This is a genomic window from Arthrobacter sp. BGA-UO-ETr-C19 (genome assembly GCF_059568005.1).
In genome coordinates, this window is the sequence record NZ_JCAQPC010000016.1 from 39,761 (window position 1) to 65,394 (window position 25,634).

General features: G+C 61.6%; 24 protein-coding genes. 11 read left to right on the forward strand and 13 right to left on the reverse strand.

Annotation, left to right across the window (positions count from 1 at the left end; genetic code table 11):
- The first annotated feature begins 88 nt into the window (after positions 1–88).
- On the forward strand, positions 89–964 hold the full coding sequence (locus tag AC57BR_RS09095; RefSeq protein WP_496359705.1) for an isocitrate lyase/PEP mutase family protein: 876 nt from the start codon (positions 89–91) through the stop codon (positions 962–964).
- Positions 965–1,133: 169 nt separating this feature from the next.
- On the opposite strand, the gene AC57BR_RS09100 is transcribed toward AC57BR_RS09095, so the two are convergent.
- From AC57BR_RS09100 to AC57BR_RS09155, 12 genes are all read right to left on the reverse strand, one after another.
- Complete coding sequence (locus AC57BR_RS09100) at positions 1,134–1,949, reverse strand: enoyl-CoA hydratase/isomerase family protein (protein ID WP_163163285.1); 816 nt, start codon at positions 1,947–1,949, stop codon at positions 1,134–1,136.
- Positions 1,950–2,157: 208 nt separating this feature from the next.
- The gene (locus AC57BR_RS09105; RefSeq protein ID WP_496359707.1) at positions 2,158–3,774 is read right to left on the reverse strand and encodes an FAD-dependent monooxygenase; all 1,617 of its coding nucleotides are present in this window, start codon (positions 3,772–3,774) and stop codon (positions 2,158–2,160) included.
- Positions 3,771–4,691 (reverse strand): SDR family NAD(P)-dependent oxidoreductase, encoded by a 921-nt coding sequence (locus AC57BR_RS09110; protein ID WP_496359709.1) that lies wholly within the window; start codon positions 4,689–4,691, stop codon positions 3,771–3,773. The genes AC57BR_RS09105 and AC57BR_RS09110 overlap by 4 nt, the downstream gene beginning before the upstream one ends.
- A complete protein-coding gene (locus tag AC57BR_RS09115; protein WP_496359711.1) occupies positions 4,684–5,304 on the reverse strand; it encodes a nuclear transport factor 2 family protein in 621 nt (206 codons plus the stop codon). The genes AC57BR_RS09110 and AC57BR_RS09115 overlap by 8 nt, the downstream gene beginning before the upstream one ends.
- A gap of 12 nt (positions 5,305–5,316) precedes the next feature.
- Positions 5,317–6,507, reverse strand: coding sequence for an acetyl-CoA C-acyltransferase (locus AC57BR_RS09120; protein ID WP_496359713.1), 1,191 nt, complete (start codon positions 6,505–6,507; stop codon positions 5,317–5,319).
- 42 nt (positions 6,508–6,549) lie between these two features.
- The gene (locus tag AC57BR_RS09125) at positions 6,550–7,293 is read right to left on the reverse strand and encodes an NADPH-dependent F420 reductase (RefSeq protein ID WP_496359715.1); all 744 of its coding nucleotides are present in this window, start codon (positions 7,291–7,293) and stop codon (positions 6,550–6,552) included.
- A 73-nt stretch (positions 7,294–7,366) separates the two neighbouring features.
- Positions 7,367–8,290, reverse strand: a complete 924-nt coding sequence (locus AC57BR_RS09130) for an SDR family NAD(P)-dependent oxidoreductase (RefSeq protein ID WP_496359717.1) — start codon at positions 8,288–8,290, stop codon at positions 7,367–7,369.
- Between the two features lie 43 nt (positions 8,291–8,333).
- Positions 8,334–9,089, reverse strand: coding sequence for an SDR family NAD(P)-dependent oxidoreductase (locus tag AC57BR_RS09135; RefSeq protein ID WP_496359719.1), 756 nt, complete (start codon positions 9,087–9,089; stop codon positions 8,334–8,336).
- Between the two features lie 20 nt (positions 9,090–9,109).
- A complete protein-coding gene (locus AC57BR_RS09140; RefSeq protein WP_496359722.1) occupies positions 9,110–10,060 on the reverse strand; it encodes an isocitrate lyase/PEP mutase family protein in 951 nt (316 codons plus the stop codon).
- Positions 10,057–10,578 (reverse strand): cupin domain-containing protein, encoded by a 522-nt coding sequence (locus tag AC57BR_RS09145; protein WP_496359724.1) that lies wholly within the window; start codon positions 10,576–10,578, stop codon positions 10,057–10,059. Before AC57BR_RS09145 ends, AC57BR_RS09140 begins: the two co-directional genes overlap by 4 nt.
- A gap of 35 nt (positions 10,579–10,613) precedes the next feature.
- Positions 10,614–11,816 carry an LLM class flavin-dependent oxidoreductase gene (locus AC57BR_RS09150; RefSeq protein WP_496359726.1) on the reverse strand — a complete coding sequence of 401 codons (1,203 nt, stop codon included), beginning with the start codon at positions 11,814–11,816 and terminating at the stop codon, positions 10,614–10,616.
- Between the two features lie 73 nt (positions 11,817–11,889).
- The gene (locus AC57BR_RS09155; protein WP_496359728.1) at positions 11,890–12,426 is read right to left on the reverse strand and encodes a flavin reductase family protein; all 537 of its coding nucleotides are present in this window, start codon (positions 12,424–12,426) and stop codon (positions 11,890–11,892) included.
- Positions 12,427–12,687: 261 nt separating this feature from the next.
- Here AC57BR_RS09155 and AC57BR_RS09160 point away from each other — a divergent pair, with 261 nt between their 5' ends.
- The 10 genes from AC57BR_RS09160 to AC57BR_RS09205 all read left to right on the forward strand — a co-directional run bounded on the left by AC57BR_RS09160 (position 12,688) and on the right by AC57BR_RS09205 (position 25,187).
- Complete coding sequence (locus AC57BR_RS09160; protein WP_496359730.1) at positions 12,688–13,734, forward strand: AraC family transcriptional regulator; 1,047 nt, start codon at positions 12,688–12,690, stop codon at positions 13,732–13,734.
- 1,136 nt (positions 13,735–14,870) lie between these two features.
- A complete protein-coding gene (locus AC57BR_RS09165; protein ID WP_496359732.1) occupies positions 14,871–15,917 on the forward strand; it encodes an AraC family transcriptional regulator in 1,047 nt (348 codons plus the stop codon).
- A gap of 267 nt (positions 15,918–16,184) precedes the next feature.
- The gene (locus AC57BR_RS09170; RefSeq protein WP_496359734.1) at positions 16,185–17,636 is read left to right on the forward strand and encodes an MFS transporter; all 1,452 of its coding nucleotides are present in this window, start codon (positions 16,185–16,187) and stop codon (positions 17,634–17,636) included.
- 139 nt (positions 17,637–17,775) lie between these two features.
- Complete coding sequence (locus tag AC57BR_RS09175; protein ID WP_410549942.1) at positions 17,776–18,003, forward strand: hypothetical protein; 228 nt, start codon at positions 17,776–17,778, stop codon at positions 18,001–18,003.
- Positions 18,004–18,320: 317 nt separating this feature from the next.
- Complete coding sequence (locus AC57BR_RS09180) at positions 18,321–19,406, forward strand: sugar ABC transporter substrate-binding protein (RefSeq protein ID WP_496359737.1); 1,086 nt, start codon at positions 18,321–18,323, stop codon at positions 19,404–19,406.
- Positions 19,407–19,581: 175 nt separating this feature from the next.
- The gene (locus AC57BR_RS09185) at positions 19,582–20,679 is read left to right on the forward strand and encodes a sugar ABC transporter substrate-binding protein (RefSeq protein WP_496359739.1); all 1,098 of its coding nucleotides are present in this window, start codon (positions 19,582–19,584) and stop codon (positions 20,677–20,679) included.
- Positions 20,680–20,760: 81 nt separating this feature from the next.
- Positions 20,761–22,329, forward strand: a complete 1,569-nt coding sequence (locus tag AC57BR_RS09190) for a sugar ABC transporter ATP-binding protein (RefSeq protein ID WP_496359741.1) — start codon at positions 20,761–20,763, stop codon at positions 22,327–22,329.
- Positions 22,326–23,342 carry an ABC transporter permease gene (locus AC57BR_RS09195; RefSeq protein WP_496359743.1) on the forward strand — a complete coding sequence of 339 codons (1,017 nt, stop codon included), beginning with the start codon at positions 22,326–22,328 and terminating at the stop codon, positions 23,340–23,342. The genes AC57BR_RS09190 and AC57BR_RS09195 overlap by 4 nt, the downstream gene beginning before the upstream one ends.
- Before the next feature lie 56 nt (positions 23,343–23,398).
- A complete protein-coding gene (locus AC57BR_RS09200; protein WP_496359745.1) occupies positions 23,399–24,160 on the forward strand; it encodes an SDR family NAD(P)-dependent oxidoreductase in 762 nt (253 codons plus the stop codon).
- 61 nt (positions 24,161–24,221) lie between these two features.
- Positions 24,222–25,187, forward strand: a complete 966-nt coding sequence (locus tag AC57BR_RS09205; RefSeq protein ID WP_496359747.1) for an alpha/beta hydrolase — start codon at positions 24,222–24,224, stop codon at positions 25,185–25,187.
- A gap of 129 nt (positions 25,188–25,316) precedes the next feature.
- Here AC57BR_RS09205 and AC57BR_RS09210 read toward each other — a convergent pair whose 3' ends face one another.
- On the reverse strand, positions 25,317–25,610 hold the full coding sequence (locus tag AC57BR_RS09210) for a Dabb family protein (RefSeq protein WP_496359749.1): 294 nt from the start codon (positions 25,608–25,610) through the stop codon (positions 25,317–25,319).
- Positions 25,611–25,634 lie beyond the last annotated feature (24 nt).

Genomic DNA, 25,634 nt, shown 5'->3' on the forward strand with positions numbered 1-25,634 from the left:
AGCGTGATACGATAGTAACACTGCTACGTTCCGCGAAAACTCTTTCCCGTCGTAGCCATAAACTCCGACGAAAAGAAGGGAAAAGCCCATGAAACCAGCACAAAGACTCCGGGAACTGCTTGCGGACTCCAAAATGATCATCGCGCCGGGAGCCTACGATGCACTCTCGGCGAAAATGATTGAGCAAGCCGGCTTCGACGTTGTGCTCATCGCCGGCGGCACCTACTCCAACTTCCACTACGGGGTGCCGGATAACGGCTTTATTTCCCAGGGAGAACTCATCGAGGCCGGCAGGCGCATCACGGCAATCACCGATCTGCCACTCATTCTCGACTTCGATGATGCGGGAGGATCACCTCTCCAAGCATTCCGCGGCGTCCAGCTTGCCGAACAAGCCGGCGTCGCCGCCCTGCTCGTCGAAGACATGGTGCCCGCAACGAAGCACTTTTGGACACCCAAAGACGGCGGAGAGCGCTGGAAGCCGCAACTCAAACTTCGCAGCGTCGAGGAGATGAGCAACATCATCCGTGCCTGCGTGGAAGCCCGGACGTCCCCGGACACGGTGATCGTTGCCCGCTCGGACGCCAGCCGCTTTGGCTTCGACAATCTCGCTGAACGCATGGCTGCCTATTCTGCCGCCGGCGCAGACATGCTCTATCCGTGCGGCTTCCCCCTTCTCGATCTGCCCAAGCTCTCGGCAGTCGTCCCTGGCAAGTACGTCATGGTGACCGTGAAGAATCCCACCCTGGAGGAGCGCCAGGAACTCGAAGACGCCGGCGTGAAAATGCTGCTGGTTATCAACACAGTGAACGGGGCCGTGGCAGGCTTTCGCGAGAACCTGTCCCTCCTGGCGCGTGGCGAACTGCTCGAGGGTGAAGCGGAAGGCGGCGCTTACCTACCCATCATGGAAGCAATCGATGCGGCAGAGTGGGCCCGCCGGGCCCGCCACTTCGGTTATTCCTGACGGATCTTCGGGACGCAACCGTTCCTTGCCGGCCCCGTGGGCCCGGCCAGGAACGGTTGCGTCGTTCACAGCATTTCGCGTGGCGAACATCCAACGCCCCTGGTCAGGGCAGTTAAACAAGAGCAGAAAGCGCCGACGACATCTCAAGTCGTCGGCGCTTCCGTTTGCGTCAGGCGGGCGTCTTGACGCCTGCAGCGAGTTCCGGTCCGGTGAGCGGAGTCGGATTCCAGCCTTCGCCCATGGCAACAAGACCCTCGGTCATCATTCCGTGGCTGACCGCGTCATTCATGGTCTTCTTGAGCTCGTTCACCATCAGCATCCGCGTGGAGCGGAGCGTCAGCGTCGGCTTCGCAGCGAGCATCCGTGCGAGTTCGTATGCCCTGGCAACTACCTGATCCTTGGGCACCACTTCGTTCACGGCACCCCATTCGTAGGCCTGCTGTGCAGTGATCTCCTGGCCGGTGAGGTGGAAGTACCGGCCGCGGTTCAAACCAATGACCAGCGGCCAGATAATCTGCATCCCGTCGCCGGGAATGTTCCCCTGGGAGAAGTGTGCATGATCGGCGAATACGGCATCCTCGGAAGCGATGACGATGTCGCAGAGCAGCGCCTGCTCATTGTGGTACCTTGCAGGACCGTTTACTGCGGCAATCATCGGAACCTCGATGTCGAGGTGGCCGAGCACAAGGCGCTTGGCGTCGTGATGGAGGCCGAGCCATATCTCGGGGGTTACCCAGTTCTTGTTGTCAATCGGGGCCTCCTTGTCGATGAAGGTGTCGCCCGCCCCGGTGATGATGACAACGCGGTTCCCCCGGTCCCTGCTGATGTCATCCCAGAGCGATGAAACGTTGTCATGGACTCCTACACCCCAGACGACGTCGCTGCCGTCCGTATGGAACGTGACAAGCAGAATGCCGTCTTCGTCGCGTTCCAGTTTGATGTGCTGGTACTTGTCCTTGTAGTCATCAAACGTTATCCACGCCATCGTGAATCTCCTTATTTCTGTGGTGGTTGAGCGATGAGTTTGGGGCTTCAGCAGGTCTTCAGCCGCCGACCATACTCTCGTAATATGAACCTTATATACAAATAGCGCGAGTTCTCAATAGTAGAGATGGAAAATCCGCGCCCGGGATAGCGGTGCGTCCGTACCTGTCATCAACCTCCCGGCGGCGGCAGGTCGAGCTCTGCCGGGATCACGGCGTTCGCCCGGTGTAAGCAAGAAGGGCGCGGTCTACGGCGCCGCGGTCGTTGCTGTCCAGGCGGGCGAGCACGTGCCCGTCGGGCCGTACGAGGATGGCCTCGTCCCCGTTGACACGGTAAGCCGCTGCCCACTCGGCCTCGGCAGCAACGAAGTCCCCCATGTGCCCGAACGTCACGGAGCTGTATGGAATGCCGTGGATCTCTGCACGCCGCGCCGCCTCCCGTGCAGGCTCCGAACCGGAGCGGGCGAGGATGGTCAGTTCACGCCCGAACAGGTCAAGTGTTGAGAGCGTGCCCTCGGCGTTGAGCCAGAGATGCGGGGCGCGTTCGCCCACGGCGGCAGTTGGGGTGAAGGTTCCCACCGGCCAGCCGGCATCCGGTGACGTGGCTCCGGCTACGGCCCCGTGGTCGTAGCGGAAGCCGATGTCCAGGCCGGGGTGCACAAAGTTTTCCGGCCGGAAGGAGCGCGGGCCTTCATCGGCATTGCCCACGATCGAGCGGAAGTTCCGGACGGCTTCGGCGTTATTGAACACGGCGACGGGCCGCCGCTCGACTTCGTAAGTGGCCAGGAGGGCAGGATCGGCCCAGCCCGTGAGAACGGCTGCCAATTTCCACGCGATGTTGTGGACGTCCTGGATGCCGGTGTTTTGGTTGAACCCCCCGTAGGGAGGCATGACGTGCACTGCGTCCCCGGCGAGCAGGATCCGGCCGGACTGGTAGCGGTCGGCCACCCAGGCGCCCACGGTCCAGGTCCGGGCGTCCATCAATTCCACCGACTCATCGGGATCCCCGATTGCGTCGCGTATCTGCGTTGTCCAGTCGATGTCCTCGAAGGGCATCCTGTCCATGACCAGCGGGCGGCCCAGCATCGCCACGCGGTCGGTCGCGTCCACGGGAGCGATCACCACAGCCCCGATCGTGTCCGGATTATCGAGATAGATGAAGCTGGACGGGTCGCCCGTGCGCCGCTGGATTACAGGCGAACGGAACAGCACACTCACCGCCGTCTGCAGGTCCTGATCCCCGGTGGTCCCGATCCCCAAGGCGATGCGGACCTGGCTGGCGGCGCCGTCGGCTGCGATCACATACTTTGCGGCGACGACTTCGGGGCCCTTGTCACTGGTGATGGACACGAGGACCTCTTCCCCTGTGTCGTTCACCGTCGACACCGTCTTGCCGAACTGGAGGGTGACGCTGTCCTCGGCCTGCGCCGCGTCAACGAGGATGGGCTCAAGCGCGTCCTGGGAGCACAGAACCACGTCCAGCGTCTCCGGACCGAGGCTGGTGTCCGCGGGTCCACTCGCATGCGCGTTGCTGGTGACGACTGAGCGCCACGGCGATACGGCATCGCTTCCGAGCAGGCGGCGTGGTCCGCCAGGAAGCGCTGCTGCCCGCACTTCTTCGGTGAGGCCGAGCTCGCGAAACACCTCCATGGTGCGGCAACTGACCGCCCGGGACCTGGGGTGGCGCGACCGCTCGGTCCGTCGCTCGACCACGAGCGTGTCGACGCCGAACCGTCCCAGGAGGATCGCCGCCGAAAGCCCGACCGGACCGGCCCCGATGATCAGAACGTCGACGCTGCGCTTCCCGGGTTCGTTCGGCACGCTCACTGGCTGACTCCTGCAAACTCCGTCAGTTCGGGCTCCGTGCTGCGGGAGTCCATGTACGTCAGTTGGCCGCACGGCTGCATCCTGGCGCGGAGCACGTCATCAAACGCCGCGCTGACATCAAGCGGCGTCCATGTCTCGCGGGTGAGGGCGGAATCGACGATGGCGGGGTGCGACAGCAGCATCAGGTCATGCCCGTTCGCAAAGCGGACCACCTGGCCGTTTACTCCCTCGCTGAGGTCGGACAGGAGGTAGAGCACCACTGGAGCGTTTGTGGAAGGCGGCGGCGCGACGGGGTTGCCGCCGAAGAACTTCGTGTACGCCTCGGTCCCTGCCGTCATCATGGGTGTGTCGGCGTGGGGCGCCATGGCGTTGACCCGGATGTCTCCACCTTCGGCGCCGAACTCGGTGGCCCAGGCGAAGGTCAAGGAGGCGATCGCCGCCTTGGCTGCAGCGTAGGCGCTCATCATGCGAAGACCCACAACCGCACCCGAGGTCACGTTGACGATCGATCCCCGTCCCTCCATGGCGGCGAGCCCGTGGACTGACATGAAGTAAGTGCCACAGACGTTGATGTCGACGTGGCGGCGAATGTGCTCCTGGGTCTCCTGCCCGGCCGTCACCGTCTCCAGGTACCCGGCGTTGTTGACCAGGCCGTCCAGCTTCCCGAAGCGTTCCACGGCAGCAGCGACCAGCCGCTGGCAACTGTCCCAATCGGTGACGTCGGCCGCGACGGCTAATGCTTCGCCGCCCTCGCGGTTGATTGACTCGGCCACTGCCTCAGCGCTCTCGGCATTAATGTCGGAAACGACCACGCGGGCGCCTTCCGCTGCGGCCGCGCGTGCATACGCCTCGCCGAGGCCGCGGCCGGCGCCGGTAATGAGGACGTGTTTTCCAGCGAGGATTTGATCGCTAGTCATGGAGATGCTCCTTTGCATTCGTAGTCTGGACCGGGGATGCTTTTCCCCAATCCGTGGCATAGGTCGGATCGCGCGGATAGCGGTCACCGAAGTTGGACGTGGGCGGGATGCCGAACAGCTCGGCGACGTCCGCTTCCGGAGCGAGTCGTTGCGCCCCGTCCCAGACGCAAGTCCTCGCGAGCACCTTCCACTCGCCCTGGCGCCGCTCGCACAGATCCCTGTAGCGGCCAAAAAGCAGGTCGGTAGGGCCGCCGTCGGCTGGCACGGCCAGGTAGATAAACGCCGTTTCACGCTTGGCCTGGTTGCCGTTCAGTTCAATGAGTACGTTGGTCACGTAGTGGCTGGCCTTGTGGGAGGACTCCCGCCGCATGGAATACGCCCAGTCGCAGAAGTCATGGGACAGGCCCACGAACATGCCATGATCCTCAGTCGCCTCAGGCCAGTAGGTGGACTTCATCAGGTCAAGATCCTTGCGGTCCATGCCCCGGCAATAGCGGACCATGTTCTCGTTCAACTCCTGCTTCGCAACGAGGACACGCAATTGCTCCAGTTCGGCAGCCCACTCCGCCGGATTGCCGGTGTTCGGCGCAGCCTCCTTCATGGGCTCAAACACTCCAGTCACCTATCAGCTCAGGGACAGGAGCAGCGCCTCGCCCTGCCCTCCTCCACCACACAGGGCCACCGCGGCCTTGCCCCCACCGCGGCGCTGGAGTTCATACACAGCGGAGACGACGACGCGTGCCCCCGAGGCGCCGATGGGGTGTCCGAGAGCAATGGCGCCGCCGTTGACGTTGACCCTGTCCATCCCAATTCCGAGCTGCGCCGCCGAGTGGAGCGCCACGGAGGCGAACGCTTCGTTGATCTCCACGAAGTCCAGCTCCCCCGCGGTCCAACCTGCGACGCCGAGGGCCTTCGCAATGGCCTGCGCTGGTTTGTCCGGCAGTGATGTGTCGGGGCCGGCGATCTGTCCATGTGCCCCAAGTACCGCCACGACGTCCAAACCGTGGGCTTCCGCATAGCCGCGCGTAGTCAGGACGACGGCGGCAGCGCCATCCGTGAGCGGCGAGGCGTTGCCTGCCGTCACGGTACCTGCGGCGGAAAACGCCGGCCGAAGTTTGCTGAGGGACTCCCCATTGCTGTCCGGCCGAATACCCTCGTCGCGGCCCGCCAGTTCAGGCGCTCCCCGACGACGCGGCACCTTGACGGCAACGATTTCCGCGTCGAAGTACCCTGCGCCCTGGGCCGCTGCTGCCCGCCGGTGGGAGTCTGCAGCGGCCTTGTCCTGCTCGGCACGGGCAATGCCGAGTAAGTCATTGGCACGATCAGTGTTAAGGCCCATCGACTCGTGGTCGAAGGCATCGGTGAGTCCGTCGTGGGCAACGGAGTCTTTCAGCACGGCATCCCCGTAGAGATGCCCGGCGCGCGAACCGGGAAGCAGATGCGGGGCATTGCTCATTGATTCCTGGCCTCCTGCGATGACCACTACCGCTTCTCCAAGCTGGAGCAGCCGGCTGGCTTCGATGATCGCGCTCAGCCCGGACAGGCACACCTTATTAACGGTGACAGCGTGGGCACTCAGCGGGATCCCCCCGGCTACGGCTGCCTGCCGTGCAGGGTTCTGACCGGTTCCTGCCTGGATCACCTGGCCCATGACAACGGCGTCAATAGCATCAGCACTGATGCCTGCCCTGTCCAAAGCGGCAGCGATTGCAGCTCCGCCGAGCTCGACGGCGGACACCGGGGCGAGCTGGCCCATCAACCTGCCCTGGGGAGTCCGGGCAGCCCCCACGATGACTACTTCTTCCTTGCGGTTCACTTCTGCTCCTTGGCCTGCGGCCGGCGGTGAATTGTCACGGGTTTAGCTGTAGATGGCCCGATGCAGTCGGACAAGGTAGTCGGCGGTGACTTCCGAATAGTCCGGGAACCGTTCGGTGATGGCTGCAAGCGCGATGTCCCGTCGCTGCGGGAGCCGGGTCTTGTCGGCGGCAGCAAGGGCCTCCGGTAGCGTCTGGCGCGTGAAGTCGGTGCAGTAGCTGGGCGCTCCGGGCTGCTGACGCCAGGAGTCCGCCAGGGACCCGGCGTCGACCGCGTCAAACCCGGTCTCCCCGACGAGGGCCATTGCTACCGCTTTGTCGCGATCGCGATCCGCGGCCACAGGGATCGCGATCCGGTTGGGGTCGCCACTTTCTCTTCCATAGGCTTCGAAGGAACCGGCGGTGATGGCGTTCCAGGCCTTCGCAATCGGGCGCCCGAGCTGCTCGGTAATCCAGACGCTTTCCACCTTCCCGTCTTCCAGGGCTTCCACCCGCCCATCACGCAGGGGGTAGTAGTTGGACGTATCGATGATGACGGTGTTGGCCGGGAGGTCGGTGATAAGGGTCTTGACCTCGGGCATCCGGCTGAGCGGCATTGACGTGATGAGGACATCGACGTCAGTGACGGCGTGCCTTGCCTCTACTGGTCGGGCTCCCGATGCCACAATGTCGGAACTGATGGTTTCGGGGCCGCGGGAATTCGCAACCTTGACATCATGGCCGGCTCCACTCAGTTTGCGGGCGAGTGTCGCGCCTATCGATCCTGCTCCTAGAATGCCGATCTTCATAAGAATCCTTGTTTGTTTTGTGAGCCAGTTTTGGTCTTGATCTTGCCGCTAAGAGATGCTGATGCAGGGACAGTCACCTCGACACGTCTGCTGCGTCGGCCGGGAGGACTGTGTCCAGTTCGGGTGCCAGGTACACCATCTGGTCGCGGAATGACTCGCTTGCATTGCGGAATGCCCTCAGCTCGCCGTCCTTCATGAGCGCCTCCCCGCTGTCGGCCCAGCTCTCGGGCGTCGGTGCTTCGACCCTCATTCGCGGCATGCCGGCGATAGCCACTCGGCCGGCTGCGACTCCGGCGATCTCAAACGTTTCGCCGAAAACTGTCGTGTCCTGATGCGCCAGCCACGTCACGAAGGCAGAGACCGAGCTCGCCGGAACCGTCGTGCGCATGGCGTCCTTGATGACGGGATTTGGGAAGGCGTCCTCCGTCATCGGCGTCAAGGCCACCGGCATCAAGGTCGTCACCTGCACGCCGACCTCGCGGGCCTCGGCTGCGAGGGTGATGCCGAGTCCCCAGATGGCGGCCTTGGCGGCGTTGTAGGCCGAGTCCGTTGGCACGCCCATGACCCCGTTCGAGGAGATGTTGATAAGCCGGCCACTGCCCGAGGCAATGAGGTGCGGCATGGCTGCACGTGAGACTCCGACGACGCCTTTGACGGCCACGTCGAAGATGCGCCACCACGTGTCGGATTCCATCTCCCAGAAGCGGCCGAAGGCGTTAATCCCGGCGTTGTTGACGACGATGTCGAGCTGCCCAAAGGAGTCGATTGCGGTCTGGACGATCTCAGGCGCCTCGGTGACGACGTTATGGCTGTCCACCACTGCGGTGCCGCCTGCGTTGGCTATTTCGGCCACAGCTTCGGCCGCGTTCGCCGCGTTGACATCGTTGACGACCACCCGCGCGCCGCGGGAGGCGAGCATCTTTGCGTGCTCGCGGCCCATTCCCTGCCCTGCGCCGGTGACGATTGCCACCCGGCCCTTGAAATCAAGATTGGTCATTTTTCAGTTGCTCCATTTCTTTTAATCCGGATGGCGTTGCCATTTACTTTCCAGCCAGCCAGCCGCCGTCGACCGCCAGGGAAATTCCGGTAACCATGCGGGCCTGGTCAGAGCAGAGCCACACAACCGCATCTGCCTGATCCTCGGGTTCAGCCAGCCCGCGCATCGGAATCGCCGACAGGATCTTTTCCCGGAATTCGGGCGGGTTCTGCTCGAAGGCGTTTTTCATCATGGGACTCGTCGTCGACCCCGGGGTGAGAGCGTTGATACGGATGCCAAGGGGCCCGTAGTCCATGGCCGCGTTCCTCGTAATGCCGACGACGCCGAACTTCGAGGCGGTGTACGGGGCGTTGTTGGCGATTCCGACGAGGCCCGCAGCAGAAGCAGTGTTGACGATGGCACCGCCTCCGGTCTTCAGCATCGCGTTGACTTCGTGCTTCAGGCAGTAGAAGGTGCTGTACAGGTTCACCTTCATGACCCTGTCCCAGGTCGCGCTGTCGGTCTCCCCAATAGGTGCGAAGACACCGTTCATCCCGGCATTGTTGAAAGCGAAGTCCAGCTGCCCGAAGTTCGACACCGTCGCATCGACAAGGGCCTTGACCTGCTCCTCGTCGCTGACATCGCACTGGAAGAAGACAGCCTTCCCACCAGATGCTGCGATGATCTCCACCGTTTCGCGCCCGGCTGCTTCATCAATATCGGACACCACTACGCGCGCGCCGTTCTTCGCGAACGCAAGGGCACTTGCCCGGCCAATGCCCGAGCCCGCGCCGGTAACGAGACCGGCTTTGTCCTGCATCATCAGTTTCTCCTCATTCATTAGTAGCTCTCTCCAACGTGGACGTTGTTGTCATAGTTGCGGCGCGATTCCTGCGGGAGGAACCTGTCCTCCGTTTCACGCACGTAGTCGGTTAGGGGACGGCCGAACATTGCGCCCCAGCCGATGCTGTCGGGGCCATCGTTCAAGTGGTCGATGTACTCGCCGATGGGTGTGGCCTCGCCTGATTCCTTGACCTGCATCAGCAAGCGCCAAACCTCTTTGACCCCGGGAAGCACGAAGGCCACGGGCTGAATCGCCTGGCCAATCTTTGTCATCTCGGCGACGGTCTTACGTCCGATCAGCGGAACCCCGACGGCGTAGGCTGGCCCGGGTGTCTCCTTCAGCGCGAGTTCGGCCTGCTCCCAGGTATGGAATCCCTCGTAGAAGATGACGTCCGCGCCGGTCTCGGCTTTGTAGAGCTGGGCGCGGCGGATCGCCTCGTCCACGCCACCACCGGCGGCACCGTAGCCGTCGGTACGGGCAACGATTACGAAATCTCCGTCCAATTTGTCGCGGGCATCGACGGCTGCGTTCAGGCGTCCGATAGCCTCGGCGTCCGACACCAATTCGATCCCGGCGACACCGCCTGATTTCTTGGGCTCCCGCTGATCCTCAATGTGGATTCCGGCGACCCCCGCGTCAATGAACTCGGACACCGTGCGCTGAACGTTGATCGGCGCGCCAAAGCCGGTATCGGCGTCGCAATAGATGGGAATGTCAGCGGCGCGGGCAGTGCGCTTCGCATGCTCAACCACCTCGGTCAGGGTGAGCCATCCCGTGTCAGAGACACCCTGCCACCAGGCAGACATGCCGCCGGAGAGTTGGAAAGCATCGAAGCCGGCGTGCTGCGCCATCTGTGCGTGGAGCGGCAAGGCGCCGAACGGCACCAATGCCGTCTCGGGACTGTCGAAGACGGCACGCAGCGCCTTGCCGGGTGAGGTCAGGCTCATGATGCCGCCTCAGGGGTGTTGAAACCGACCGTGACCACGACGTAGACGCAGTCCTCGTCGTATGGGTTCTTCCAGGCATGGGGCACACCGGCCATGACCAGCAGGTCTCCCGGTACGAGAGTGCGCTTCTTCCCGCCGGGGAGTACGAGGTCCACCTTGCCCGAGATGACCACCTCATAGTCGATGGTGTCGCTCGCGTGCATCCCGGCGTCACCGTCGTCGTCGGTGGCGCTCATGCTTTCGTCGAGCGTCGCCGCATCCACTTCGCCTGACGAGTGCGCTGGGAAACTGCTGATACCGAAGGTGGATCCATTGGGTCCCGCAAGGGCGACCTTGCTTGGCGGGGCACCAAAGTTCGTTTTGCCGTGGCCCCCGTCCACGGCCCAATAAAAGGCACCCGCTGCCACGCCGGGGAAGTCGAACTCGGCGGCCGGGCCGACGTCGAGGAAGTCGGCTTCGCCGGACTCGTTCGGTCCCGCGACGACGAGCTGGAATTTTTTGGGATCAGGAAAAGTCATCTGTGTTCACTCCTTCGTGGATGGACGTTTCGTGGTCAGGCGCGCAGGCCTGCCTCGCGCATCAGCGGGAAGACCTGCTCGTGCAGCCGGTCGAGGCCCTCGTCATAGTCGACGAGGCCGGTGCAGATGCCGGTGATGCCCGAGGCCTGCAACTTCTGCAGCTCCTCGACCACCATCTCGGGAGTGCCCGTGATCGGCATGAGCGCCGCGCGGCCAAAGGCCCTCACGGACTCGTCACGCTTGTAGTCCTCGGACTGCTTGTACTCATCCCAGTTGAAGCTCTGGGTGCCGCTGCGGATGATTTCGCGGTAGCGAAGGGCGCTCTCCCAGTCGGTGTTTTCCGTGACGTAGTCGGCGTAGGCGCGTGCTTCCTTCTCGGTGTCCTTGACGATGATGTGCGCGCCCGCCCACAGGCCGAGGTCCTCGCGACCGGCCGCGTCGGCTTTCTGCCGGATTTTCGGCGTGAGCTCGCCGCTGTGCTCGACGCTTGCCACCGATGCGAACAGGACGTTTGCGTGCTTGAACGCGAACTCCTGACCTGCGGGGCTCGAACCGGCGCTCATTACCATCGGGCGGGGGGACTGCACGGGCTTCGGGTGCGCCTGCGCACCCTTCAGATTGAAGAATTTGCCGTCGAAGTCGAACTCCTGCTCCTCGTTGGCCCACAGACGCTCGGCGATCTCAATCCACTCGTCGGCGAGCTCGTAGCGCACGTCGTGTTCGGGGAGCTCCACGCCGAAGATGTCGTATTCAGGCTTGAAGTAACCCGCGGTGACGTTGAGCCCCATGCGGCCGCCGCTGATGTGGTCAATGGTGGTCACCATTTTCGCGCCCATCACGGGATTGATGAACTGCACGTTGCAGGTGGCGATGATTTGAATATTCTGCGTCACTGCGGCGATTCCTGCCGCCCAGGTGAACGTCTCGAACTGACGGCCCCAAGGCCGGTCGGGACCGGCGAGCCCCTGCCAGCGCGCGATAGGAATGAATCCGTCTACGCCGTACCGGTCCGCTTTCTGCGCGAGATGCTGCACTTCGCCCCAGTTGCCAAGCTTGATGCTGTTGTCGGCGAAGTTCAGGCCGCCCTGCCCCGTGGACACGTTCGCGCCGAAGATCGCGACTTTGAAAGCGTTATCGCCTCCGACCATCGGGCCTTTGTCGCGCTCGACCGTGTAATCCGCGACAAAGTCACGATCAACGGGTCGGTCGGTGGAAGTTTCGTGGGATGCGATGCTCATAATCGCCGTCCTTTCGGGAAGATAGAAATTGGGTCTGGGGGATTGGATTTCTTATGACCAACAGGGTCACGGTTCAGATCAGGGATGCATCCCCAAGGGCGTGCCAGCGCCGGTTGTGGTAGACCAGCGGGTCTCCGGGTGCCGCGTCGCCTGACAGCGCCGGTGACGCCTGGAGCGCCTCGACGGCCACGATGGATGACCCGCCGGCGGCCATCGAGTTGATGATCCTGCCCCGGATCCAGGCCTGGGCCTGCACAAAGTAGGGCTCGCCGGTCTCCAGTCGCGACCAGAGAGAGGTGTCAGCAAAGCGGTCGATCCCGCTGGTGGCGCAGAGTTTGGCGATGTCCACTTGGTCAGCGCCCAGTAGATGCACGACGACGGTGTCTGCGCCGAGGATGGTCGGGGTGCTGGACGAAAATTCCGACACTGAGAATGCCAGAATCGCAGGTTCGGCACTGGCCGAAATGACAGACGTTGCTGTCAGGCCAACCGGCCCGTTCCCCGCATCAGCCGTGATGACAGCGACACCACCGGGATGGTTGCGGAAGGCCGCCTTGAACTCGTCGGCAGTGATTGCCGGTTCCAGGCTTTGGGTGATGGATAAGCTCACCGGATCTCCTTTGATATCAGTGCGCCGGCTTCACCGCCGGCCTTTGCTCAGGGCTTCAACGTTAGGTGCGCAGGTGAGGTAGGCGGCATGGCAAGACATGCCAAAGAGATGGGAAACCGCGTCATGCTCGGGCCACTTGTGAATGCATGGCGTGGGATGCAAAGCTGGTGACGTGCTTCACATGCTGGGCCGCTGCTACTCGTCGTACTGGCGCCCTTAAACGCTGGAGCGCCTCTTCCTCAACGGTGAAAGGAGGCAGCAGTGAAACTCAGCTCGTATCAGAATCTGCGACTACCCAACTTCAGCGTTCACGGACTGTGCGAAGTGTTGAAGGACGCTGACCTAGATTGGCAAACTGCGCTCACAAATGCGGAAATCGACCCCGAAGCGATTGACCGCCCCGGAGGCACTATTCCTGCGAAGAAGGAGCTGGCCTTCCAACTGCAGTTCGTGGCTCTCACAAAAGACCGTGTCGACCTCTGGGTGAAGGCCGCACAAGCCTACACACTGGGATCCTTTGGCATTCGCGGATTGGCCCTCGCTACCGCGCCGACCATAGCGGCCTGGGTAGAAGCCGGCAGCTCAACAGACTATGCCCCCGGACTGATGGAGATTACGCCTCTTCGGACATTGGATGGCACCGTGACTGGTATGGGGTACACCTACCCCGACACCCCTGAAGAGCTCATCCCGTTCAGCGTCTACCGCGATTTCTGCGTCATTGCCCGAACTTTCACGTGGATGTACGGCAGCCCATTCCCCTTCACCCAGGTCGAATTCCCTCTGGCAGAAGTCTCCCCCGAGGTTCTCCCCTACGTCCCCTGCGCCATCGACTACGGATCCGACGCCCTGCGGTTCTGGTGGGCTCCTGCAACATCGGCACACGAGCTCCCCTTCGGTAACGCCTTCCAACACGAAGCATGGCTCAAAGCGGATCACCAGATTCTTGACAATCTCAGGGCAACCGGCGACTGGCCGGACACTGTCATGAAGACCATCAGGGCCGCGCCCGAGCTAAACCGCAAACTGGCAAATGTGGCCGCAACACTGCGGGTCTCCCCCCGCACCCTTCAACGCAAGCTCGAACTAACGGGTGACGACTTTGCCCAGCTCCGGGACAAAGCCCTGGGTGACCTCGCCGCCGATCTGCTCTCGAAAACGGATCACTCTGTAGCACGGATATCCCGCACTCTGGGCTACACAGACCCAACGAGCTTCACCATCGCCTTCAAACGGTGGAATGGGATGCCACCGACGGCCTACAGGGAAGCATCGCGCTACAAGAACAACGCGAGGTCCAAGGCTTAGACGCCCTCGCTGCGCATGGCGTCTGCCTGTCGGCCCGAGCGTGGGCACTGTTCCAGCAGCCAGAAGGAGCAGGCAAGGAATGGACGTTCTCCGGGCGCCAATCGGTCGACGCCGGCCTCGGTGCGGTAGCGTCAGCAGGCCCCCGGTGGTGAGGAGTAGCTCCTTCTCCAACTGGGCGACTGTTCCCAGCATCCGCTCATCGTCGTAGGCGAGGAAGCCGACCTGCGGCAAAACCAGCGGGGCAGCGTCCGTCTCGTCACCGAGAGGCCCCGGCAGTCCGTGATCCCTGACAGCCCTTACTCCGCTGTCGTAGGCCTTCCACATCATGCCGGGGAGTGCGTGAAACACTGCGGAGCCCCCGCATGAATCCTTACCTCTTGGTACACAGGGACTGCCCCGCTGAGGCCGCTTACCCGGCCGGACGAGTGATGGCTGGGCGCCCCACCCGCATAAAGTCCGTCACCAAAATTCCGGAATTGGTCTGCCACGTTGTCTGAAGTACGAACGTCGAGGCCAGAGGGTGACGGTCTACGACAACGGACTCCGGCGGACTCGGGGCTAACAGCCACCGGCCATCGTCGCGGCAGCCATACATCGCTCAATCACAAGATGAAAGATGCCATAGGACTTTCGGCTGTGGCTGTGTACACAGGGTCGATTACCGTGCTTGGGAGTTTCGCTGGCCCGGTGTACAGACAAAGAACTGAGGCTGTACGACCGGCGCAAACGGAACGATGAGCCACTGGTTGCCGTAGAGCTCCACGTAGGAGTCGGACGGGCAGAGTCTAAAGGCTTCTTCGCGCGTCATCTCGTTTCCTCTCCTTTGTTGCGTTGATTCCGCTCCACTGCGGAGCCTTGTATAGCTTCAACGTTAGGAGCCTGCGGCGTTCGACCGGCACGACAAGCGACGCCAAGTAGGTGGGAAACTGCGCCAAAACGTGACCTCTTGTGTGTTGAGGGCTTCCGGAAGTGCAAAGCTACTCACGTACCTCACGAGCCTTCTGATACTCGGATTTGCCGAAGCGCTTTCGAGCAGGAGCCCGTCCCTCCACAAAGAAGAGGAGAGCGATGCATCCCAGAACCGGTCCTGAACATACTGAGGCGCACCGGTATGCCTGCGGCAGAGGGTGGCAACGGTGAAAGGGGGAACGTATCAGAACCTGCGGGTACCAAACTTCAGCGTTCACATACTGCGTGGACTGCTTGAGGAAGCGGACCTGGATTGGCAGACTGCGCTGGCGAATGCGGAAATAGACCCGGACGCGGTCAACCGCCCGGGAGGCACTATTCCTGCCAGGAAGGAGCTGGCCTTCCAGCTTCAGTTCGTCGGTCTCACAGAAGACCGTGTCGATCTCTGGGTGCGGGCCGCGCGTGCCTACTCACTGGGCTCCTTCGGGGTCAGAGGACTGGCCCTGGCTACTGCGCCGACCATTGAGGCATGGGTAGACGTTGCAAGTACCACTGACTATGGCCCTGCCCTGTTCGAGCTGGCATCGCTCAGGACATCGGATGGCACGGTAACCGGGATGGAGTTCACCTACCCCGATGCCCCGGAAGAACTGATCCCGTTCAGCGTTTACCGGGACCTTTGTTTCATTGCCCGGAACTTCACTTGGCTGTACGGCAGCCCATTCCCCTTCACACAGATTGAATTTCCTCTCGCAGAAGCTTCCCCCGAACTTTCGGCAAACGTCCCCTGCAGCATCGACTGCGGCACCGAAACGCTGCGGCTATGGTGGGACCCTGCAACGTCGGCACAGGAACTTCCTTTCGGCAACGCTTTTCAGCACGCGGCATGGATCAAAGCGGACACCCAGATTGTGGACACCCTCAGGGCGACCGGAGACTGGGCCGACACTGTCGCGAAAACCATAAGGGCCGCTCCCGAGCTCAACCGCAAACTGGCAAATGTGGCCGCAACACTTCGGGTTTCCCCACGGACTCTGCAACGCAAGCTCGAACTCACTGGGGACGACTTCGCCCAGCTCCGGGACAAGGCCTTGAGTGACCTCGCCGCCGATTTGCTTTCGAATACGGATCTTTCGGTAGCGCGGATATCCCGCAAACTTGGCTATACAGAGCCCGCCAGCTTCACCATCGCCTTTAAGCGGTGGAAGGGGATGCCGCCGTCGGCCTATCGGGAAGCTTCCCACTACAAAACCAACGCCAAATCGATGGCCTAGGCGTCCCCGCACCGCTCTCGTAGACCGCAAAGTACCTTGGCGTACATTCCCAGGTGGACGGCGTTGATTGCCGTGCCGGACGGGGGCCGGCCCAACTTAACGTTGAAGCCTGCACAAGCCCGGTAAAGAAGCCGGATTCGTCCGTGGGACAACGCATGGCGTCGACGTCGTCGGCACATCAAACCAATGACCCAGTCTTATGGGCTGCTCTCCGCGGTCAGTAACGAACCCAGCGACTGCTGGGCATTACACAAAAGGTAGTCAAAGATGACACAAACAATATCGGTCGAGTCCCGCACCGGCCGCAGCATACCGATAATTGCCCTGCTCCTGCTGAGCGGCATAACGCTCGACATCCAGTACGGTATACTCGCTCCGCTTATTGGGGTGATTGCTAAAGAATCAGGCCTCACGGGCTCGGAAATCGGATGGGTCCTAAATGCGCTGATGATGGGCAGCGTAATTTCCGTCAGCCTGACCGCCCGCATGGGTGACATCTTCGGGCATCGCAAAGTCCTCATCGCGCTGATCTTCCTGGCACTGGTGGGATGCGCCCTGGGTGCAACCGCCAACGGTTTCTGGCCTCTGGTCGCGGGCCGATTCCTCATGGGCCTCGCGGTCACGATTCCGCTGAGCTGGGGACTCCTGCGTCCACGGGCCACCGCCCGACAAATCCGGCTGGTCTCGCTGGTGCTCTCGACAGTGATGGCAGTCCTTGTACCGCTCGCACTTATTGCCGGCGGCCTCATCGTTGGATTGGGCTTGCCCTGGGAGACCGTCTTCTGGGTGACCTTCGCTTTGTACGGCGCCATGCTGATCCTGGCCTTGAAGTCACCTGAGACACCTGCCGCCGCCCGTGCTGTGGTTCAGTTGGACTGGTTTGGTGCGCTGGGGCTCGGCGTGTGGGTCACAGCACTTCTGGTCGGCATTGCTGAAGGGCCCGGCCAAGGCTGGACATCCCCGCTGGTGCTTGGTGCATTCGTCGTAAGCGCGGTGACATTGGCTGCATGGACCATTCAGCAGCGACGCGCGCAGGAGCCGCTGGTGTCATTCCGCAACATGGATATCCGCCAGACGCTTATCGGATACTCCGGAATTCTCCTGATCAGCCTGGTTGGCCAAGGCATCTTTATCGTACTGCCGGCATGGCTGCAGACCCCGGCTTCTTCCGGCTACGGCCACGGCCTTTCCGCCCTGGACTCCTCGCTCGTACTGCTCGCTATGATTCCCGGGGCGGCACTGGGGTACCTCTGGACCCGGTGGGGCCTTCGGCGCCTGGGACCGAAGACCGTCCTGGTCATTTCCGGATCCGCTGCCGTCCTCGTCTTCCTCGGACTCGCCCTGGCCCAGGGCCAGGTGTGGCTGTCCTGGTTGTGGGTGTTCCTGTACGCACTCACAATTCTCAGCTGCCTGACCACCGGATACACCCTCGTTGCAGCCGCAGGCCGCCAGGACAACATGGCCGTGACCGTGGGCATGCAAAACATCATCCAGTTCGTTGGAGCGATGATAGCCGTCGCAATCATCCTGAACGTACTGGTCCCCGCTGCCGACGGATTCATTCCGCAGGCAACTTTTGCCGGTATCTACATCGCATCCGCCGTAATTATCGCGGTCTTCGTGATCGTCTGGGCGGTGCTGGCACCCAAGAGCATCACAGATCTGCATGCAGTCGACACAGAGACCGATCCCACGAAGGTTCATGTTGCCAGCCACTAGAAGGACCTAAAGCTGATCCTGGCGGCCTGCCGCCAGGAGGCGAGCCCTGTCCCCGGGGCCGGTGAGTAGTTCGCCCACTAAACCGCGGGTTGCTCACCGGCCTCACAAGCCGAAAAACTACTACTCAACGGACACCAGAATGATGTACCACAAGCAGGATGAGTGGCTTCCCCTTGTTGGGGAAACCGTACAAATAAGACAGTATGGCCGGTTCGTCCGGACAGGGATGGTCGACGCCGTCACGGCCGACGACAGGATCCTTTGGCTAGGGGCGGACGGTGTGAACCAGCGTCAATTGATCAGCAAAGCCGAGGGATTCGAGGTCTGGATGACCTACAAGTGGGAGACCGCCAACGCCGGAAGGTGACTTTCCACCCGGTTAGCCCGCCTCAAGCACCAGCAAGCAGTAAACCCCTGAGCAAGCATGACTGGCTATTGATAGTGCGACTCGAAGTGAATCGTCTCAATATTCCGTATCACGAGAGTCATTTTCAAATAGTGTGAGTTTTCTCTTGACGGGTGACCTATGACACAAGTACCGTCGGCATAGCATCCACCAGATCGCTAAGCAAAGAAGCTGGCGGCAAGCCATCCTGTATCCCGGTCGTCAACGACGCCGGCCGAATCCATGGGAGGCCCGGGTACGCACGCTTCTGAACGTGCGAAAGAACCGCAAGGAGAAAAATGCGAACAACGAAGTCGCGAATCATGTGGACTGCAGGATCGACCGCGGTGCTGCTGGCCCTGGCCGGTTGCGCTGAAAGCGCCAGCAGCCAGGGCCCCAGCGACACTGTCGCGATCGACGTCGGTAAAAACATGAAGGTCAACCTGAAGACCAGCCCTGACCTCAAGGTAGCCGTTTTTATCCCCGGTGTCGCCAACGCTTACGGGCAGGCGCAGGAGCTGGCCGCGAAGGAGACTGCCAAGCAGCTGGGCATGGAGATGACCTTGTTCGACGGTGGCTACAACCCCAGCCAACAACTCAACCAGATGCAGACGGCGCTGGCGTCAGGCCACTACGACGCCGCCGTGGTGCAGGCGCTCGACGGCACGGTGGTATGCAAGACCATCACCGAGGATTACCCCAAGGCCAACATCCTTGTGGTGGACAATGTCACGCCGTTGTGCGAGTACGGCATTAATCAGACCGGCAAATCGGTTGACGAGGTCTGGGCGCCGGGCACCATGAACTTCGTTGGCAGCAACAACACCCGCGCCTACATCGACGGCTGGTTCGCTGCCGCGGCCAAGGCGAACCCCGGCAAGCAGAAGGTGGTTGCTGTTCTTGGCCCCGCAGTCGCCGCGCAAACGCGCGTCATCGAAGTTGCCCTAGCGAAATTCTCGGCGGACAACCCTGACTACACGGTCGACAAGATCTACACCGACTACACAACGACCGGCGCGTTTAATGAGACTCAGACCTACCTCCAGGGCCATCCGGACACTACCCTCATTCTGTCCATGTACACGCCGGATATCTCTCAGGGCATCATCAAAGCTGCAGAAGGCGCCGGCCTTCTCGGCAAGATCCACATCGTGGACCAGGGTTTCGGCGAGTTTTCGCTCCAACAGATAGCGTCAGGAAATATCCAGTTCTCCACGCTGTTTTTCCCTTATAACGGGATAAAGGTATCGCTTGAGGCCATTGCCTCGGCTCAACGCGGGGATGCAGGCCCTCGTTTTGTCGATGACTCGGTCATCGGCACTGCGAAGAGTCCTTTCACTGTCACGAAGGACACGATCACCGAGCTTCCCGCCGAACTGCGGTAGTCCCGGAATTCCAGGAGGCGGGCGACCTCTCACCGCCCGAGCGGCCCTGTCGGCGCGCCGTCACTCCCCCAGTAGCGTCGGCACACCACAAGACATCACGATCGCGAAGCAAGAAGCCCGCGACACATCACATCCCGGCTGCCTAAGGCGCCGGAACGAGGTAATCAGGAGAATTATGCGTACAACGAAGTCGCGGGCCATGATGGCTGCGGGATCCACGGCAGTGCTGCTCGCCCTGGCGGGTTGCGCTGGAAACACCGGCGCTAACCCAGGCAATCAGGGCCCATCCGGCACGGTCGCAATCGATGTCGGCAACGACATGAAGGTCAACCTGAAGACCGGCCAGGGCCTTAGGGTCGCCGTCTTTATCCCGGGTGTGGCCAATGAGTTCGGGCTGGAGCAGGAGCGGGCGGCAAAGGAAACTGCCAAAGAACTTTCTATGGAGATGACCCTGTTTGACGCAAGCTATGACCCGAACAAACAGCTCAACCAAATGCAGACAGCGATGACATCGGGAAACTTCGATGCCGCAGTAGTAATGGCCCTCGACGGTGTGATGTCCTGCAAGCTCCTTACACATGATTTCGCCAAGGCAAATATCCTGACGTCGATTTCGGGCTCGCCCTTGTGCGACGATGGGGCAAATCACACCGGCAAGTCGGTTGACGAGGTCTGGGCCCCGGGCACCTTGAACTTCGTGGGCAGCAACACCACCCGCGATTACGTCGATGGCTGGTTGGCGGCTGCAGCAAAGGCCAACCCGGGCAAGCAGAAGGTAGTCGCGGTTCTTGGCCCGGCCGTCAACACCCAGACGCGCGTCACAGAGGCCGCAATGTCAAAACTCGCGGCTGACAACTCCGACTATTCGATTGACACGATCTATACCGACTGGACGACGACTGACGCGTACAACAAGACCCAGACCTACCTGCAGGGCCATCGGGACACCACCCTCATCCTGTCTGCGTCCTCACCCGACCTCACCCGAGGCGTTATCCAGGCTGAAAAAGACGCCGGTCTGTCGGAGAAGATACACGTTGCGGACGTCGGTTTCGGCAAGTTCCAGATTCAACAGTTGGAAGCCGGCAACGTCCAGCTCTCCACAATGCTCTTCCCTTACAACCAGATGAAGGCAAACCTCGAGTCCATCGCCGCCGCGCAACGGGGGGACGCCGGCTCCCGTTTTGTGGATGACTCGGTCATTGGCACCGCAAAGAATCCCTTCGTGGTCACAAAGGAAACAGTCTCCGAACTGCCCGCCGAACTGCGGTAACACCTCAGTTCGTCCACCCTTGGGCTGGGGCAACGGTCCCTCGACCGCCGCCCCAGCCCAATAGAGAAAGTAGAACTGGCAATGGAGCCTTCGCAATCGGACCCGGCTATCGCCGTCGCGCTTAAAGCGGTGTCGAAGACCTATGGTGCCACACGCGCACTGATCGACGTGGACGTCGAGATCCACGAAGGAACAGTACATGCACTTATCGGCGAGAACGGAGCGGGCAAGTCCACGGCCCTGGGTGCGATCGCCGGCCGCGTCGACTTTGACGGAGGTGTGGTCGAAGTCTTCGGTGAACCGCTTGAACCGGGAAACCTCCGCGCTGCCCGCCGCAGCGGCGTCTCGGCCATCTATCAGGAACTGACGATCATCCCACATCTGGATGCAGCAGCGAATGTATTTCTTGGATCCGACCTGGCCCGGTTCGGAGTTCTCTCCAGCCGCGAAATGCGTCGCCGCTACGAAAAACTGTGTACCGAGCTGGACGTCCGGGTCATACCTGCCGGCGTCCCCGTTGGCACCCTCTCGGTGGCAGAGCAGCAGCTGCTCGAGATCATGCGTTCCCTCGTGGTCGAACCTCGCGTCATCCTCTTCGATGAGCCCAGCGCCTCGCTCGCCGTCGAGGAACGGGAGGCGCTCTATAAGGCGATCGAAGGGTTACGCAAGCGCGGCGTCACCATCGTGATCGTGAGCCACAACTTCGACGAGATCGAACGGCTCGCCGACTGGATAACGGTCTTCAGGAACGGCCGAGCCATCACCACGAGCAGGCGCGGGGAGAAAACCCGGGCCGATCTCGTTCGCGCAATGCTCGGCGACCAGCGGGGTGACCAGACGCTTAGTCGGGTTCTCATGGACAAGCCCGTGGAAATTCACGCGAGACCCGTCGAACCGACCGTTGCCCCGATTCTTGAGGTGGTTGGGCTCACCGTTCCGGGAGCCATTGAAAATATCGACCTGGAAGTAAGGCCCGGGGAAATACTGGGCATCGCCGGTCTGGTGGGTTCTGGCCGCTCGACACTACTTAGGGCGATCGCTGGCGCGGAACCGACTGCACGGGGAACCATCCGACTGGCGGGCGCGGAGTCACCGTGGCCGCGGACCGTCCGCGCCGCGCGCAAGCTCGGCATCGGTTTGATCCCCGAGGACCGGAAGGGAGAAGGGCTCGTTTTGCTCCGTAGCGCCGCGGACAACATCGCACTCGCCAATCTTGGCTCCGCTTCATCCGGCGGCGTGATTAGCCGGAGGAAACTCCGTGCGACGGTCGCCGAGGCAGCCTCACGGCTGAACTTTCCCGTAGCCCGGTTGGGCGAACGCAGTGACAGGTTCTCGGGCGGCAATCAGCAGAAGTTGCTGATGGCACGGTGGTTGTACGACCGGCCCCGAGTCCTCCTCGCCGACGAGCCCACGCGCGGCATCGACGTAGGCGCCAAGGGCGAGCTCCTGGAGACTTTACGCGTGATGGCGGGCGATGGCGTTGCCGTGATCATGGTCTCGTCCGAGCTTGAAGAAGTGTTGGCTGTGTCGGACCGGGTGCTCGTAATTGCCAAGGGCCGCAGCATGGGGCTCCTTGAGCGGACCGATGATCAGCAGATCGCCATGGAAGACGTACTACAAGCAGCATTTGGATTGAAGGAGCACGCATGAGCGCCACCATCGACCGGGACACCACCCCGGAAAGCACCGTTACTCCCATGGTGACGGCAAACAGGAGACTCAACCTGCGGGAGCGAGCAGCAAGCCTCGGGATGGTCTGGGTGCTCATCATCCTCGTCATCACCGCGACCATCCTCAACCCGCGCTTCCTCAACGTGGGAAACCTGGTCAACATCCTGACCCAGAACGCCCCTGTTGGCATCATTGCCGTGGGGATGACGTTCATTATCATCGCAGGGGGCTTCGACCTTTCGGTGGCCGCCGTGCTGGCTATCGGCGGAGTGTCCTATGCGACCCTTTCCCACATGATGCCCGCGGGGCCAGCCATACTCATCACACTGGTGATCGGATTCCTCCTCGGCCTGATCAACGCCCTCCTCATCACAAAAGCCAAAGTGAATGCGTTTATCGCGACTCTCGCAACTGCCTCGTTGTTCAGCGGCCTCACCTTGCTGTACACGAACTCCAAACCGGTTTCCATGGCAACGGGCGGCTACGATTTCCTGTCTGCTGAGGACTTCCTCGGAGCCCCGCTCTCCGTCTGGCTTCTTGCGGTCCTCGTAGCAGCAGGATGGTTCGCACTTTCCAAGACCGTCTACGGCAGGGGAATCTACGCGATCGGCGGCAACAACGAAGCCGCACGGCTGGCCGGACTGCCCGTAGTGTCACTTCGGGCAAGTACCTACGTGCTGACAGCTATGCTGGCGGCCCTCGCGGGGATCGTCCTGGGGTCAGTCATCGGCGTCGGACAGCCAGGCGTAGCCGTTGGAGTCACCCTCAACTCCATCTCGATCGTTATCATCGGCGGAACATCACTTCTCGGCGGAGAAGGCGCCATGTGGCGAACGCTCGTCGGCATCCTGATCTTTGGAACCATCAACAACGTCTTCGACATCCTCGCATTTCCACAAGCAACACAAGAGGTCGCCCTCGGCGTGATCGTACTCGCCGCCGTATCACTGGACGCCTACACCCGGTCACGGAAACGCTCAGGAGAAGCCTGACCTGTCAGGACAACGGCAGCTGCGAAAGAATCCACTATTAGAGAAGGAAGATGAATATGTCACGTTTGACCGGAAAGGTCGCCATCATCACCGGCGCAGCCAGCGGAATGGGGCTCTCCACCCTCAAGCTCTTCGTGGCCGAGGGGGCGCGGGTAGTGGCCACGGACATCTCCGCGGAGGCACTGCGAGAGGCGGTCGATGAAGTTACGGCTAACGGTGGCGAGGCAATCGCCCGCACTCACGACGTCTCTTCCATTGAGGACTGGAAGCGTGTAATTGACGACGTCCTCGCCGAGTGGGGCACGATAGACATCCTGATAAACAACGCCGGCATTGCCATGGCGAAGGGTGTCCTCGAAGCTGAGCTTGACGACTGGAACAAGGTGATGGCCATCAATGTCACGGGACCTTGGCTTGGAATGAAGAGTGTCATCCCCGCGATGCAGGCCGCCGGCCGCGGTTCCATCGTGAACGTCTCATCGATCGCCGGGATTGTCGGCGGCGCCTCCGACGGCGGCAGTGCAGCCTACTCCGCTTCCAAGGGGGCTGTCCGCTCCCTGACAAAACATACTGCCCAGTGGTTTGCAAAGGACAACATCCGGGTGAACTCGGTGCATCCAGGTCCGGTCGATACCGGCATGACCCGTGGCTACGGGCTCACGAGGGAATCCCTGGCCAACCCTGAAACCGTTCCTTTGCCGCCCCACGCCGGGGAGGCCTCCGACATCGCGTACGGCATGCTCTACCTTGCGTCGGATGAGGCGAAGTTCATCACCGGAACCGAGCTGGTTATCGACGGCGGATTCACCTCTCAATGATCGAACCGCTTCCCCACCAATACCTGGGGAAGAAGACTATTCCACCACTGAAAGGATCATGATGACGCACTCCCCCGACACCGAACTTGGGCTAACTGATGAGCGCGAACAGGCTCCAGATGAGGATTTCCGGAAAGAAAACGAATACCAGAATGACCTGGTAATCTCCAGCAAGGATGCTATGGCCTATGTCCTCGGCGATGACACGAAGCCGATCTATTCCCTAGGTCCAGATTCCGAGCGACAGCCCGGAACCCCTCGCGGGAAGCTCACCAAGGGACGTCACACAGGGCGAAGCGTCTACCCTGGCGTCGAACGGGACTATTACGTCTACGTCCCCGCTCAATACACCCCCGACAAGCCCGCCGCCTTGGCCATCTTCCAGGACGCGAACCTGTATCTGGCGCCGAAGGCCAACGCTGATATCGTCCTGGACAACCTCATCAACAAAGGCGAGATCCCGGTTACCGTTGCAGTATTCATTGAAGCAGGCGAGCAGGGCCCGGGATATCCCTTTTTTGGCGGATCGGACAACCGCAGCATCGAGTATGACTCCGTCAACGGCGACTACGCCAGGTTCCTCACGGAGGAATTCCTGCCGGATGCCTTAGGGGATCTCAATGTCTCCACCGTTCCTCGCGATCGAGTCCTTGTAGGGATCAGCTCAGGCGGCAATTGCGCGTTCACTGCAGCCTGGTCACGCCCTGACGTCTTCGGCAACGTCATCTCCCATTGCGGCAGCTTCATTAATATCCGGGGCGGCCACAACCACCCGTCGGCAATCCGGCAGAACCCGCGAAAACCCATCCGGGTCTGGCTTCAGACGGGTGCCCGGGACCTTGACGTAATCTTCGGCAGCATCCCGATCGCCAATCAAGACATGTTCGCGGCCCTCGAGTATCGACGCTACGATGCCAAGTTCGTGTACGGCGAAGGCGGACATTCACTCATACACGGTGGCGCGGTCCTTCCCGAGACCCTGAGGTGGATTTGGCGCGACCATCCGGACACCGCTGACGCTCAGTAGCCGGGTGTAGGTCCAGCGTTACCGTGCGAACTTCGGTCCCAGGACGACTGGGATCAGAAAGCCACCTTCTACACCGACGCGTCGAACGGGGGCTCCCGAGCCGCTGGTTCCAAGCCCCCGCAGATTGCCTCAGATCTCGAGGTCGAGGATGGCGATGTCGGTATTCTTGCGGAACTCGAGGATATACATTGCCACGTCCATGTGGGTGGCATCTTTCGAGAACACCTCCAGGGCGGCGCGGTCTTCGAGTTCGGCGACGAGGCCAAAGTCGAAGTTTCCCTCGATGCCAATGTCGATACCTGCCCTCAAAGAGCGCAGGCCGGGGATCACGCCGACGAGTGCTTCCAGGCGATCCACCGCCTCTTGCACGCGCTCGAGTGGCGTGCCTTCGATGACGCGGAATAAAACAATGTGCCGGATCATGATGTTTCCTTTACTTAGCGGCGT

Bases quoted from the DNA above. Each gene is read 5' to 3' on its own strand.
- AC57BR_RS09095 (WP_496359705.1), top strand. From the start codon at position 89: ATGAAACCAGCACAAAGACTCCGGGAACTGCTTGCGGACTCCAAAATG.
- AC57BR_RS09190 (WP_496359741.1), top strand. From the start codon at position 20,761: ATGGAGCCTTCGCAATCGGACCCGGCTATCGCCGTCGCGCTTAAAGCG.
- AC57BR_RS09130 (WP_496359717.1), bottom strand. From the start codon at position 8,290: ATGACCAATCTTGATTTCAAGGGCCGGGTGGCAATCGTCACCGGCGCA.
- AC57BR_RS09185 (WP_496359739.1), top strand. From the start codon at position 19,582: ATGCGTACAACGAAGTCGCGGGCCATGATGGCTGCGGGATCCACGGCA.
- AC57BR_RS09145 (WP_496359724.1), bottom strand. From the start codon at position 10,578: ATGACTTTTCCTGATCCCAAAAAATTCCAGCTCGTCGTCGCGGGACCG.
- AC57BR_RS09170 (WP_496359734.1), top strand. From the start codon at position 16,185: ATGACACAAACAATATCGGTCGAGTCCCGCACCGGCCGCAGCATACCG.
- AC57BR_RS09200 (WP_496359745.1), top strand. From the start codon at position 23,399: ATGTCACGTTTGACCGGAAAGGTCGCCATCATCACCGGCGCAGCCAGC.
- AC57BR_RS09125 (WP_496359715.1), bottom strand. From the start codon at position 7,293: ATGAAGATCGGCATTCTAGGAGCAGGATCGATAGGCGCGACACTCGCC.
- AC57BR_RS09210 (WP_496359749.1), bottom strand. From the start codon at position 25,610: ATGATCCGGCACATTGTTTTATTCCGCGTCATCGAAGGCACGCCACTC.
- AC57BR_RS09150 (WP_496359726.1), bottom strand. From the start codon at position 11,816: ATGAGCATCGCATCCCACGAAACTTCCACCGACCGACCCGTTGATCGT.
- AC57BR_RS09135 (WP_496359719.1), bottom strand. From the start codon at position 9,089: ATGCAGGACAAAGCCGGTCTCGTTACCGGCGCGGGCTCGGGCATTGGC.
- AC57BR_RS09100 (WP_163163285.1), bottom strand. From the start codon at position 1,949: ATGGCGTGGATAACGTTTGATGACTACAAGGACAAGTACCAGCACATC.
- AC57BR_RS09175 (WP_410549942.1), top strand. From the start codon at position 17,776: ATGATGTACCACAAGCAGGATGAGTGGCTTCCCCTTGTTGGGGAAACC.
- AC57BR_RS09180 (WP_496359737.1), top strand. From the start codon at position 18,321: ATGCGAACAACGAAGTCGCGAATCATGTGGACTGCAGGATCGACCGCG.
- AC57BR_RS09195 (WP_496359743.1), top strand. From the start codon at position 22,326: ATGAGCGCCACCATCGACCGGGACACCACCCCGGAAAGCACCGTTACT.
- AC57BR_RS09110 (WP_496359709.1), bottom strand. From the start codon at position 4,691: ATGACTAGCGATCAAATCCTCGCTGGAAAACACGTCCTCATTACCGGC.
- AC57BR_RS09140 (WP_496359722.1), bottom strand. From the start codon at position 10,060: ATGAGCCTGACCTCACCCGGCAAGGCGCTGCGTGCCGTCTTCGACAGT.
- AC57BR_RS09205 (WP_496359747.1), top strand. From the start codon at position 24,222: ATGACGCACTCCCCCGACACCGAACTTGGGCTAACTGATGAGCGCGAA.